15 protein-coding genes are annotated in these 12,869 nt (G+C 33.9%); all 15 read left to right on the forward strand.

Features of this window, described 5'->3' with window-relative positions:
• The first annotated feature begins 27 nt into the window (after positions 1–27).
• Positions 28–546 (forward strand): hypothetical protein, encoded by a 519-nt coding sequence (locus BMY96_RS04845; RefSeq protein WP_092849761.1) that lies wholly within the window; start codon positions 28–30, stop codon positions 544–546.
• 57 nt (positions 547–603) lie between these two features.
• A complete protein-coding gene (locus BMY96_RS04850; protein WP_092849765.1) occupies positions 604–1,539 on the forward strand; it encodes a bifunctional riboflavin kinase/FAD synthetase in 936 nt (311 codons plus the stop codon).
• Positions 1,529–2,839: an HTTM domain-containing protein gene (locus tag BMY96_RS04855; protein ID WP_092849767.1), complete on the forward strand. Its 1,311-nt coding sequence runs from the start codon at positions 1,529–1,531 to the stop codon at positions 2,837–2,839. Before BMY96_RS04850 ends, BMY96_RS04855 begins: the two co-directional genes overlap by 11 nt.
• A 49-nt stretch (positions 2,840–2,888) precedes the next feature.
• Positions 2,889–4,160 (forward strand): serine--tRNA ligase, encoded by a 1,272-nt coding sequence (gene serS, locus BMY96_RS04860; RefSeq protein ID WP_092849769.1) that lies wholly within the window; start codon positions 2,889–2,891, stop codon positions 4,158–4,160.
• Between the two features lie 151 nt (positions 4,161–4,311).
• The gene (locus BMY96_RS16150; protein WP_262481141.1) at positions 4,312–4,434 is read left to right on the forward strand and encodes a hypothetical protein; all 123 of its coding nucleotides are present in this window, start codon (positions 4,312–4,314) and stop codon (positions 4,432–4,434) included.
• Positions 4,435–4,781: 347 nt separating this feature from the next.
• On the forward strand, positions 4,782–6,509 hold the full coding sequence (locus tag BMY96_RS04865) for a tetratricopeptide repeat protein (protein ID WP_349267199.1): 1,728 nt from the start codon (positions 4,782–4,784) through the stop codon (positions 6,507–6,509).
• 1 nt (position 6,510) lies between these two features.
• A complete protein-coding gene (locus tag BMY96_RS04870) occupies positions 6,511–7,023 on the forward strand; it encodes a GNAT family N-acetyltransferase (RefSeq protein WP_092849774.1) in 513 nt (170 codons plus the stop codon).
• Positions 7,024–7,116: 93 nt separating this feature from the next.
• Positions 7,117–7,440: a DUF4286 family protein gene (locus BMY96_RS04875; RefSeq protein ID WP_092849776.1), complete on the forward strand. Its 324-nt coding sequence runs from the start codon at positions 7,117–7,119 to the stop codon at positions 7,438–7,440.
• Between the two features lie 9 nt (positions 7,441–7,449).
• The gene (locus BMY96_RS04880) at positions 7,450–7,902 is read left to right on the forward strand and encodes a GNAT family N-acetyltransferase (RefSeq protein ID WP_092849778.1); all 453 of its coding nucleotides are present in this window, start codon (positions 7,450–7,452) and stop codon (positions 7,900–7,902) included.
• A 69-nt stretch (positions 7,903–7,971) separates the two neighbouring features.
• On the forward strand, positions 7,972–8,766 hold the full coding sequence (gene rsmA, locus BMY96_RS04885) for a 16S rRNA (adenine(1518)-N(6)/adenine(1519)-N(6))-dimethyltransferase RsmA (protein WP_092849780.1): 795 nt from the start codon (positions 7,972–7,974) through the stop codon (positions 8,764–8,766).
• A gap of 19 nt (positions 8,767–8,785) precedes the next feature.
• Positions 8,786–10,165 carry a magnesium transporter gene (mgtE, locus tag BMY96_RS04890; RefSeq protein WP_175473512.1) on the forward strand — a complete coding sequence of 460 codons (1,380 nt, stop codon included), beginning with the start codon at positions 8,786–8,788 and terminating at the stop codon, positions 10,163–10,165.
• 240 nt (positions 10,166–10,405) lie between these two features.
• Complete coding sequence (locus tag BMY96_RS04895; RefSeq protein WP_092849784.1) at positions 10,406–11,341, forward strand: 2-hydroxyacid dehydrogenase; 936 nt, start codon at positions 10,406–10,408, stop codon at positions 11,339–11,341.
• A 9-nt stretch (positions 11,342–11,350) separates the two neighbouring features.
• Positions 11,351–11,761 (forward strand): response regulator transcription factor, encoded by a 411-nt coding sequence (locus tag BMY96_RS04900; protein WP_092849787.1) that lies wholly within the window; start codon positions 11,351–11,353, stop codon positions 11,759–11,761.
• A gap of 101 nt (positions 11,762–11,862) precedes the next feature.
• The gene (locus BMY96_RS04905) at positions 11,863–12,375 is read left to right on the forward strand and encodes a DUF4199 domain-containing protein (protein ID WP_092849791.1); all 513 of its coding nucleotides are present in this window, start codon (positions 11,863–11,865) and stop codon (positions 12,373–12,375) included.
• 1 nt (position 12,376) lies between these two features.
• Positions 12,377–12,832, forward strand: a complete 456-nt coding sequence (locus tag BMY96_RS04910; RefSeq protein WP_092849796.1) for a DUF1801 domain-containing protein — start codon at positions 12,377–12,379, stop codon at positions 12,830–12,832.
• Positions 12,833–12,869: the final 37 nt, after the last annotated feature.

Consider the following 12,869-nt stretch of genomic DNA (forward strand, 5'->3'; position numbering starts at 1 on the left):
TCATTTTAAAATAACATATATTTGTTTATGAATTATTTATATGTGTTTTGTGTATTATTTAGCTTGGTATCGTGTAAAGCTAAAAGTAGTCTTAATTCAGCTGTAGTAAGCCATTTAGAGCAAACTGTATGTCCTGAAAACGGTGTTTGTGCTTATCAAATTATTGAAAATAAAGCACTTAATGTTAAAACGGATAATCTGGGTAGTGTGTATCTGGAAATGACAGACAGTGATAATTTTGTAGTAAAATTCGAATACAAAAAAAATAGTAGTGGCAAACATCAAGACAGTGAATACCGCGAAGAAGTGTTTATAGAACTCAATAAAAATAAGCTTGATTTTGAAACCACAAATTTAAAATTTAAAAAGCTTTTTTTTGCCCGTTGGTGTTATTGCAAAGGACAAACCGGATATTATAAAATTAACGAAGGGAAGTTAAGCGTAACTACAATTGATAAAAACAGTTATAAGCTTCATTTCGAATTTACTATCCCAGAAGTTCCTCAAATTATAAATGAAATAAATTACACCTTTAGTTTACAATAGCTGTTTATAAATTTGATTTGAATGCCATTATAACTAGTTTTGTAGAAAAGAAAAAGCTTGAAAACAAGGCGTAATTTAAATTCCTTACCAGATAAATCAACGGTTGTTACTATTGGTACCTTTGATGGTGTGCATATTGGCCATCAAAAAATAATAAAACGTTTAATAAAAACTGGAGAGGCAGAAGGCTTACAATCTGTAATACTCACCTTTTTTCCGCATCCGCGCATGGTTTTGCAAAAAGACTCCTATATTAAATTGATTAATACCATTGACGAACGCCACGATATTTTAGAAGATTCGGGTCTAGATTTTTTAGTTATTAAAACCTTTACCCACGAGTTTTCAAGACTCTCTGCCGAAGATTTTGTAAAACAAATTTTAGTAGAAAAATTAAATGCCAAAAAAGTTATAATTGGTTACGATCATAGATTTGGTAGAAACAGAAATGCCGATATTAATAATTTAAGAGCCTTTGGTGAAAGTTATGGTTTTGCCGTCGAAGAAATTTCGGCACAAGATATCGACGATGTAGCTGTGAGTTCTACCAAAATACGAACCGCACTGATGGATGGCGATGTAGAACGTGCCAATAGCTATTTAGGTTATCCGTTTATGCTTACCGGAACTGTAATAAAAGGGAAAGGATTGGGTAAACAATTAGGATTCCCAACGGCTAACATTCATATTGAAGAAGATTATAAACTTATACCTAAACAAGGGTCTTATATTGTGAGCTCTACTATTAATGATATTGAGGTTTATGGTATGATGAATATTGGCATGAACCCAACTGTAAGCGGTGTTACACAAACTATTGAAGTCCACTTTTTTGATTTTGAAGCCGATATTTACAACCAAACTATCAAAATAAATTTGCTGCAAAGAATTCGTGATGAACAAAAATTCGACTCGGTTGAAGCCCTAAAACACCAATTAGCAAACGATAAAATTACCGCGCAAGCATACTTTACAAATAATAATGCTGAATAATTGGCTATTTAAACATATAGATAATTCTGCTTTAATAGTATTCAGGATTATTTTTGGCCTGCTTTGTTTTTTAGAATCTGTGGGTGCCATCTTTACAGGATGGATAAAACGCACTTTAGTAGACCCTAGTTTTACATTCAACTTTATAGGTTTCGAGTTTTTACAACCATTACCTGGTAATGGCATGTATTATTACTATGCCGTTATGGGAATGTTTGGCTTGCTTGTTATGGTTGGTTATAAATACCGGTTTAGTATACTCGCTTTTACCTTAATGTGGTCGGCAACGTATTTAATGCAAAAATCGTCCTATAACAATCATTATTATTTATTAATGTTATTAAGCAGTATCATGGTGTTTTTACCAGCTAATACATATGCTTCGGTAGATGCTAAATTAAACCCTAAAATAAAGCGTTTTTCCATGCCACAATGGTGCCGTTGGGTAATAATACTGCAGCTTTTTATTGTGTATAGCTATGCATCAATAGCAAAATTTTACCCAGATTGGTTAGATACTACATTTATTGAGGTATTAATGAAAGGTAAAAAAAACTATTGGCTAGTAGGCGAGTTTCTTCAGCAAAAATGGTTACACTATATTTTGGCTTACGGCGGTATTTTGTTCGATGGGTTAATTATTCCATTATTATTATTTAAACCAACACGAAAATATGCTTTTGTAATTTCTATTTTCTTTCATCTGTTTAATTCCATAATTTTTCAAATAGGTATTTTTCCATATTTATCACTTTCATTTTCATTATTCTTTTTTTCATCTAGAAAAATTCAAAAACTATTTCTTAAAAACAAACCTTTTTATAATGCCGAAGCTGTAATAATGCCGAAGTTAAAAACACCTGTTTTAATAGCGTTTATAGTCTATTTTATTATTCAAATTGGGTTGCCGTTAAGACATCATTTTATAGAGGACAATGTACTCTGGACAGAAGAAGGCCACCGATTATCATGGCGTATGATGTTGAGGTCTAAAAGCGGAATTACAAAATATTGGATTGAAAATAAGGAAACAGGGCAACGACACGTGGTAAATTTAAGTAGTTGTTTATCTAAAAAACAAATAAGAACGGCAAGCACAAAACCAGATGTTATGTGGCAGTTTGCTAAACACTTAAAGCAAAAATTTAAGGCCGATGGTGTAGATGTAGCGGTGTATATAGATAGTAAAGTAAGCATTAACGGAAAACCCTATAAAACCTTTATAAATCCGGCTATTGATATTGCAAATGTAGAGTGGGATGTTTTTAAACATAGCGATTGGATTTTACCATTAAAGTAGAGTGATTATATATTCATTTTATTAAATTTGTCGCTTAAATTTTCATGTCATGTTACAAGTTGCTTTTATTAGAGAAAATAAAGAATTAGTTGTTGAAGCCTTAGCAAAACGAAATATTAATGCGGTTGAAATGATTAATGATGTTCTTACTTTTGATGAAGACAGAAAACGTCTTCAAACAGAATTAGACAATACTTTAGCCGAATCTAATAGCCTATCCAAAGAAATAGGGAACTTGTACAAATCTGGAGATGCGCAAAAGGCTAATGCTTTAAAAGAAAAAACAAGCATTTTAAAGGAGACTTCAAAAGATCTTTCAGACCTGCTTAATACTAAGGTAGAAGCTTTAAACCAATTGCTATATAAAATACCTAACGTACCGCATAGTTCTGTTCCAAAAGGAAACTCAGAAGAGGATAACGAAGAAATTTATAAGGAAGGCGATATACCAACATTACATGATGGAGCACTACCACATTGGGAATTAGCTAAAAAATATGATATTATAGATTTCGAGCTTGGTAATAAAATTACCGGTGCAGGATTTCCAGTTTATAAAGGTAAAGGCGCAAGATTACAACGTGCATTAATTGCTTATTTTTTAGATAAAAATACTGCGGCAGGATATACCGAATATCAATTACCACTTATGGTTAACGAAGCCTCTGGTTTTGGTACTGGGCAATTGCCCGATAAAGAAGGTCAAATGTATCATGTTACAGAAGATAACTTATATTTAATACCAACAGCCGAGGTACCAGGAACTAACATTTTTAGAGATGTGGTTTTAAGCGAAAGCGAACTTCCGGTTGGTGTTACTGGGTATACACCATGTTTCCGTCGCGAAGCGGGAAGCTACGGTGCTCATGTAAGAGGTTTAAATAGATTGCATCAATTTGATAAAGTTGAAATTATACGCGTAGAGCACCCAAGTAATTCTTATAAAGCTTTCGATGGTATGATAGACCATGTAAAAGATATTTTAAAAGAATTAAAATTACCATACAGAATTTTACGTTTATGTGGTGGCGACACCTCTTTTGCCGCAGCCTTAACTTTCGATTTCGAGGTGTTTTCTACTGCGCAAGATAGGTGGTTAGAGATTTCTTCTGTTTCAAATTTCGAAACGTTTCAGGCCAATCGTTTAAAACTACGATTTAAAAATAGCGAAGGTAAAAACGAATTGGCACATACTTTAAATGGAAGCTCTTTAGCATTGCCTAGAGTGTTGGCCGGAATTCTTGAAAATTATCAAACCGAAGACGGTATTGTAATACCAGAAGTACTTCAGCCTTATACAGGATTTAAAATCATAAACTAAAGTAAAATACTACAAATTTTAGTGTTTTATGTTTATTTTATCGATGAAATGCGTATTATTTATGTTGTTTAACGATTTTAGCATGCTTTATTTTATTTTTTAAGGAATATTTTGCAAGTTCGCTTAACCTAATCTTATTAACCTACTGATTATGAAGAATTTTAAGCGTATTATCCTATTAATTACTTTAATATTTGTGGCATCTCAGGTGTTGTCTTCAGATTTCGAATTGTTTGAATCAGAAAGTACTTCAACTGTAATTGCTAGTAAATAGAATTTTATTTTAAAGTAATAATTTAAAAAAACAGGCGTTCTAAGTAAATCCAATAGCTAGCCGTTAAGCTGGTTTTGTTTGGTGTGTTATTAAGAATTTAATACTGTCCCCAATCCAAGTATTTAGTTAACTAGTAGTTAATAAAAAATTATTTTTGATTGGTAAGTGCTCGATTTATCGAGCACTTTTTTGTTTAGGTAATACTGTTAGGTGTTGGTTGAGTTAATTAGGATATTTATTAGCACTGCCATGAATTACTTTGTGTTAGTACAATTTCAAAACATTACTTTTATTATATTTACCGTATGCGATATATTCTCATTTTTTGCTTCTTAATTTCGGGTGTTTTGTGCGCACAAAATGCAACGATAGCTAAAAATTATTTTGAAAAAGCGGAATACGAAAAAGCTTTAATTGAGTACAAAAAGTTATATGCAAAATCGTCTTCCAATATTACTTATATCACTCAAATTATAAGCACGTATCAGCAACTCGAGCAATATGATGAGGCCGAAAAATTTATTCTAGAATTAATGCAGCGTATTCAGTATCCTGCTTTTATTGTGGAGTTAGGGTATAATTATCAGTTAAAAAATAACTTAGAAAAAGCTAATGAATACTATAAACTTGCAATTTCAAAAATAGATGAAAGAGCAACAAATGTTTATGCCGTAGCTAGAGGTTTTCAAAACCATTCGCTTTTAAACGAAGCTGTAATAGCCTACGAAAAAGCAGTTGTTTTAAATCCAGATCTTAATTTTAATGTGCAGTTAGCTCAAATTTATGGCGAGCAAGGTAACATTGAAAAAATGTTTAATAGTTACTTAAATTTTGCCGAATCCAACCCGCTTGTTTTAAGAGATGTTAAACGTGCTATAAACGATTTTATTAGTGAGGATAGTACTAACGAAAACAACGTGTTGTTACGCAAATTGCTACTAAAAAAGATGCAGCAAGAACCTAACACGCTCTGGAATGAGTTACTAAGTTGGTTATTTATTCAACAAAAAGATTTAAAAAAGGCTTTTGCCCAAGAAAAGGCTATTTATAAAAGGCAACCAGAAAGTTTAAGTCGTATTGAAGAGTTGGCATTAATTGCTGTAAACGATAATGAAAACGAAGTCGCTCAAGATGTTTTAAACTATATTATTGAAACGGCACCAGATGCCCAAACCAAACTTAAAGCGCATCAAAACTTAATACAAATAGATTTAAAATCGGGTGCAAACTATGGGGCTATAAAAAGCAAGTATCTAGAGTTATTAAGAACCTATGGCGAGCAACCAGAAACACTAGAGCTACAAATTGCTTACGGCCACTTTTTGGCATTCTATTTAAACGAAACTAAAGCGGCTACTAGCTTTTTGGAATCTACCTTAAAGCAGCCTTTATCAACCCTAGAAAAAGCACAAGTAAAGTTAGAATTAGGTGATATTTTAATTCTTCAAGAAAAATTTAATAAGGCCTTAATTTATTATACTCAAATTCAGCGAAACCTTAAAAACAGTACCATTTCGCAACAAGCTCGTTTTAAAGTAGCTAAAGCAAGTTATTATAAAGGCGATTTTAAATGGGCAGAATCGCAACTTAAAATTTTAAAAGCATCAACATCGCAACTTATAGCAAATGATGCGTTGGACTTAAAACTTTTAATTACCGATAATAAATACGAAGATTCCCTTCAAACCGCATTAAAGCTTTATGCTAAAGCAGATTTGTTAGCGTTTCAAAATAGAAATGACGAGGCTATAACATTGCTAGATAATATTTTAGAAGCACATAAAACCGAACCAATTATCGCTCAAGCCTTATACAAACAAGCACAATTATTCGAATTGAAATTGCAGTACGACAAGGCTGCCGTAAATTATCAGGCTATGATAGATAATTATAAAGACGGTATTTTAATGGACGATGCACTTTTTCATTTAGCAGAAATATATCAAAAGCAATTAAACCTTCCCGAAAAAGCAAAGGGACTCTACGAGCAAATTATTTTTAATCATGCCGATAGTATTTACTTTGTAGATGCGAGAAAACGCTACCGAACCTTGCGTGGCGATGCTATAAATTAATATGATAGTTGCAGAAACCAACAGGCTTCTTATTTTAAAATTCACATTAAAAGACGCGCCTTTTTTTTTAGAGCTTGTAAACGCGCCCAATTGGATAAAATATATTGGCGACCGCAATACTAAAACCGTAAAAGCAGCCGAAGAAAGAATACAAGAGGGACATCTTAAAAGCTATCAATCCACGGGGTTTGGGTTTTATAAACTACTGCTTAAAACAGAAAATAACAAACCTATTGGCACTTGTGGTTTAATTAAACGAGATACGTTAGATGATGTTGATATTGGTTTTGCAATGCTACCAGGTTATGAGGGTTTAGGTTTAGCACACGAGGCTTCAAAGGAAGTTATAAAGCTAGCTAAACAACAATTCGAACTAAAAAGGCTAATAGCTATTATTAATCCAGACAATAAAAAATCTATTAAATTGATTGAAAAATTGGGTTTTACCTTCGAAAAACTCGTAAAACCTTTTGCAGATGATGAAGAACTCCTGTTATTTGCAAAAACATTATAAACGAAATCGAATATCAATTACCAAACAATCAAATTTAAATTCCAGAAGGTAATAGCTGTTTGTGATTAGTTGAAATTTGAAATTTTTTAAGCTATGATTATATATAACGAAACATTAAATATCGACGAATCTATTCACAGCGAATGGCTTATTTGGATAAAAGAACACATTCCAAAAGTTTTAGGAACTGGAAAATTTGAAAAAGCGACCTTAACTCAAGTTTTAGTAGAAGAAGATATGGGAGGTGTTACCTATTCGGTACAATACCGCTCGTATTCTCGCGAGGCTTTGGATGCTTTTTATAGAGAAGATGCCGATAGATTACAACAAGAAGGATTAAAAAAGTTCGCAGATAAAATGCTGGCGTTTAGGACCGAACTTGAAATTGTAGACGAGTACACGGTAAACTTTAAATAACCTTTAGTAATGATTTATAGAAAAGCGACTCCAGATGATTTACCAGAAATTGTTGCCATGTATGCCGATGATAAACTTGGTAAAAGCAGAGAAAAGTTTCAAACACCTTTGCCCAAGGAGTATCTAGATGCTTTTAAAAACATTAGTGAAGATAAAAACCACGAGCTAATAGTTGTTGTTAATGAGGCTAACGATGTTGTTGGCACCTTACAACTTACCTTTTTACAATACTTAAATCGTTTAGGGAGCTTAAGAGCGCAAATAGAATCGGTTCATATAAAGAAGGAACAGCAAGGAAAAGGTTTAGGTAAAGCTATGTTTACTTGGGCTATAAATAGAGCTAAAGAAAAAAATGCGGTACTTGTTCAGCTAACTTCCGATAAAAAACGTCCCGAAGCTATTAAGTTTTACGAAAACTTAGGTTTTATAGCCTCTCACGAGGGTTTTAAATTACAGTTTTAAAACTTTTTGCTAGCTTAAGCTTAGTCGAAAAGGTCTTTTGTATCTTTGTAAGCTAAAAGGAAAAATTCTGTGTCAAACAAATCAAACAATCATCAAGTAAAAGCAAAAAAGCATTTAGGTCAACATTTTTTAAATGATGAGACTGTAGCCGAAAAAATTGCAGACACACTCCTTTTAAAAGATTATAAAAATGTTCTGGAAATTGGTCCAGGAATGGGCGTGCTTACCAAGTACTTGCTAAAAAAAGACTGTACGACTTACGTTATTGAAATTGATACCGAATCAGTGGAGTATTTGCAAGCCAATTATTTAAACCTGGCACCACGCATTATAGAAAAAGATTTTTTAAAATACGATTTAAACGAGGTTTTCAATCAGGAGCCATTCGCTATAATTGGTAATTTTCCTTATAATATTTCAACACAAATTGTGTTTAAAACCTTAGAAATGCGCGATCAAATTCCCGAATTTTCAGGCATGTTTCAAAAGGAAGTTGCACAACGTATTTGCTCAAAAGAAGGCAGTAAAGTTTATGGTATCTTATCGGTATTAGCGCAAGCCTTTTACGATGCCGAATATTTATTTACAGTACCGCCAAATGTTTTTAATCCGCCGCCCAAAGTAGATTCTGGCGTTTTAAGACTTACCAGAAAAGCAGATTATAGTTTACCATGCGATGAAAAATTCTTTTTCAAGGTGGTTAAAGCAGCATTTCAGCAACGTAGAAAAACACTTCGTAACAGTTTAAAAACATTCAATTTATCCGATAATTTAAAAGCAAATAGTATATTTGGCAAACGTCCGGAACAATTAAGCGTTCAAGCCTTTATTGAGCTAACGCAATTACTTGAAAACGACGCGTAAATTTTTTAAATCCTTCCATTTGTCAGAAGAAAACGAAAACATACAATTTCAATTAACTGATGATCTTATTGAGCAAGTTGAGCTTTTTATCGAACAAGAAAACGATAAGGAACTCAAAAAGTTCTTAGACGAGTTTCATTACGCCGATATTGCCGAAATTCTAGATGAGTTAAATCTAGAACAGGCTATGTATGTTATAAAGCTTCTAGATTCTGAAACCACTTCCGATATCTTAATGGAGCTGGATGAGGATAACAGAGAAAAAGTCTTAAAAAATCTTTCAGCAAAAGAAATTGCCGAAGAAGTTGAAGAGCTTGATACCGATGATGCTGCCGATATTATTGCAGAGTTATCAGAATCGCGTCAAAAAGATGTAATTGCTCAAATTGAAGATGAGGAACACCGAGCAGAAATTACCGAGCTTTTAGCTTACGATGAGGATACTGCTGGTGGACTTATGGCAAAAGAGCTTGTAAAAGTTTACGAAACCTGGACTGTTGCAGGCTGTATGCGCAGAATTCGTGGGCAAGCCAAAGAGGTAACCCGGGTGCATTCCATTTACGTAGTTAATAAAGAAGAAAAACTTGTTGGCCGCCTATCATTAAAAGATTTAATAGTAGCCAAAAGCGATCAAAAAATCTCCGAAATAGTAAAAGTAAACGTCGACTATGTAAACGTTAACGAAAACGTTGAGGAAGTGGGCCGAATCATGGCAAAGTACGATTTAGAAGCCATTCCCGTAATTCAAAGCGACGATAATAAAATCCTGTTAGGCCGTATCACAATCGATGATATTGTTGATGTTTTAAAAGAAGAAGCCGAAAAAGATTACCAAATGGCAGCGGGTATTACCGGCGATGTCGAGGCCGATGATAGTATTCTCGAACTTACTAGAGCACGCTTACCATGGCTATTTTTAGGATTATTAGGTGGTATTGGCGCTTTTTTAATCATGGAAGGTTTCGAAGGTCTTTTTACAGGCGAAGCCGTTGTACTATTCTTTTTTACGCCACTTATCGCGGCCATGGCAGGTAACGTAGGTGTTCAATCAAGCGCCATAATCGTGCAAGGTCTTGCCAACGACGATGTTCGTGGCAGTGTAAACAGCCGTTTAATAAAAGAAATGCTACTTGCCGCTCTAAATGGTACCATTTTAGCCCTATTTTTATTCCTATTTGTTTGGGCAGTAAAAGGCGAGATGTTAGTCGCTTTCGCTATTTCAGTATCACTAGTCGCCGTTATAGTTATTGCAGGCTTAATTGGCACATTTGTACCGTTATTTCTAAATAAACGAGGCATCGATCCAGCCATTGCAACGGGACCATTTATTACAACAAGCAACGATATTTTGGGTATTTTACTCTATTTCTTAATAGCGAAATCTATTTTAGGTATATAGTTTTTGGGCGCCTGCCTGCCGGAAGGCAGGTTACCATAAAAGGGTCGGGCTTGGAGCCTGTCTTGAGCGAAGTCGAAAGGTTTCAAGTCCTCGCACTTCCTTCGTCAGGCTGTGGGCTTTCCACTGCAATCTCTAACTCGGGTTAATCTGTAAACTAAGGTGTTCAAAAACAAAATTAGTGCTTATTTACAACCATCTTTTCATATTTTTACACAAATTAAAACGCCGTAATTTTACAACATGAAAATACTCCACCTCGATAGCAACCACGATTTATTAATCCGTCAATTAAACGACTTAGGATTCACTAATCATGAAGATTTTACCTCTTCAAAAGCACTGGTTGAAGCCTCAATACATGAGTATGATGGTATTGTTATAAGAAGCCGTTTCACCATAGATAAGCAATTCTTAGATGCCGCAAAAAACCTAAAATTTATAGGTCGTGTAGGAGCCGGTCTAGAGAATATAGATTGTGATTACGCCGAACAAAAAGGGGTGTATTTAATTTCTGCTCCCGAAGGTAATAGGAATGCCGTAGGCGAGCACACTTTAGGTATGTTACTGTCGCTTTTTAATAAATTAAATAAAGCCGATGCCCAGGTTAGATCTGGCAAATGGTTGCGCGAAGATAACCGTGGTATCGAACTAGATGGCAGAACCGTAGGGCTTATTGGCTACGGAAACATGGGTAAAGCTTTTGCTAAAAAACTACGCGGTTTCGATGTTGAGGTGCTTTGCTACGATATAAAAAACAATGTTGGCGATGCCAATGCAAAACAAGTGTCGCTAACCGAGTTTCAAGACAAAGTAGAGGTGTTAAGTATGCACACGCCGCAAACGCCATTAACCTTAAACATGATTAATGAAACGTTTATAAACCAATTTAAAAAGCCATTTTGGTTTTTAAATACGGCACGAGGTAAAAGTGTGGTTACAACCCATTTGGTTTCGGCCATAAAATCTGGTAAAATTTTAGGTGCAGGCTTAGATGTTTTGGAGTACGAAAAAGCATCTTTCGAAAGTTTGTTTTCATCTCAAATGCCAGAGGCTTTTCAATATTTAATTAATTCAGAAAAGGTGCTGCTAACCCCTCATGTTGCTGGTTGGACTGTTGAAAGTAAAGAGAAATTAGCACAAACCATTGTAGATAAAATTAAAGCGAAATTTTGTTAAATTTAATGCATGAAGAAAACCATCTTAGTTTTTTCAGGATTAATAATAGCATTGTTACTACTGTTTCAAATAAGTACCTATTCTATTATTTCTGGAAATTTAAAAATGGAATTTGCAATTACCATAATTGCCGTTATATTTTTAATAGTTGGCATTTATATAAATAAAAAGAGTCTTCAAAAGCCAGCAAACGCTTCACAAGGTATTAATTATCAAAAAATAAAAGATTTAGAAATTACAACGCGGGAGTACGAGGTGCTTCAGGCTATTTCAGAGGGTTTATCAAATAAAGAAATATCAAATAAATTGTTTCTTTCAGAAAGTACTATAAAAACACACGTCTCCAATCTTTTAGTAAAACTAAATGCAAAACGCAGAACGCAGGCATTACAAATAGCACAAAAGCTTCAAATTATTTAAAATTTAATACATTTATACAAAAGTACTAGGCATTTGGTACTTTAGTATGACCTCATTTTCTACCGGTATTCTAGCTTTGTAACAAATCTAAAACTATACAGATGAAAAATACAGTTATTAAATACGGCCTTTATGGTTTGTTAACGGGTGTTGTAATTTTTTTAGCATCCATTGTACTTGGTAAAGGTTTAAGTTACTCCACGCAAGAACTTCTGGGTTATGCTTCCATGATAGCATGCTTGTCCTTTGTGTTTTTCGGGATTAAACATTATCGCGACCATGAAAATAATGGCATCTTGTCATTAAGAAATGCAATAATTATTGGTGGTTTAATATCGGTTTTAGTTGGTATAGGTGTTGGTATTGCAGATTATATTTATACTACCGTTATAAACCCAGATTTTGCCACAGAGTATTTAGAAACCACCTTAAAAACTATGGAAAGCACACTTTCGCCCGAAGCGTATCAAACCCAAAAAGCAGAACTCGTTAAACAAATGGAAGATTATGGAGGCTCTGGTTTTATGGCGTTGCTAATGTGTTTTACCGTTGTGCTTATTGGATTTGTTATATCTTTAATATCTGGATTAATTCTTCAACGTAAATACATTTAAAATGCAATCGAAAGCCACAACCGTAAAACAATATCTGGATGAATTGCCAGAAGACAGAAAAGAACCTATTACAAAACTAAGACAGCAAATTTTAGATAATCTTCCAAAAGGTGTAGAAGAGACCATGAGTTACGGTATGTTGGGTTACGTAATTCCGCATTCGGTATATCCAGAAGGTTACCATTGTAACACAAAACTACCATTACCTTTCATGAATTTGGCTTCTCAAAAAAATTTTATTGCGGTTTACAGTATGGTCATTTATTCTAAACAAGAAGTTATGGATTGGTTTACTGCAGAGTATGTAAAACGTTGTAAATATAAATTGGATATGGGTAAAAGTTGTATGCGTTTTAAAAAAATGGACGATATTCCTTTCGATTTAATTGGCGAACTAACAGCAAAAGTAAGCGCCGAAGAATGGATTAATATTTATGAAACTACAATAAAAAAGTAAGGCTAATTTCCGCTTTGGCTGGAACAAAAAAATATAT

This window comes from Algibacter pectinivorans (assembly GCF_900112595.1).
GTDB classification, from domain to species: domain Bacteria; phylum Bacteroidota; class Bacteroidia; order Flavobacteriales; family Flavobacteriaceae; genus Algibacter_B; species Algibacter_B pectinivorans.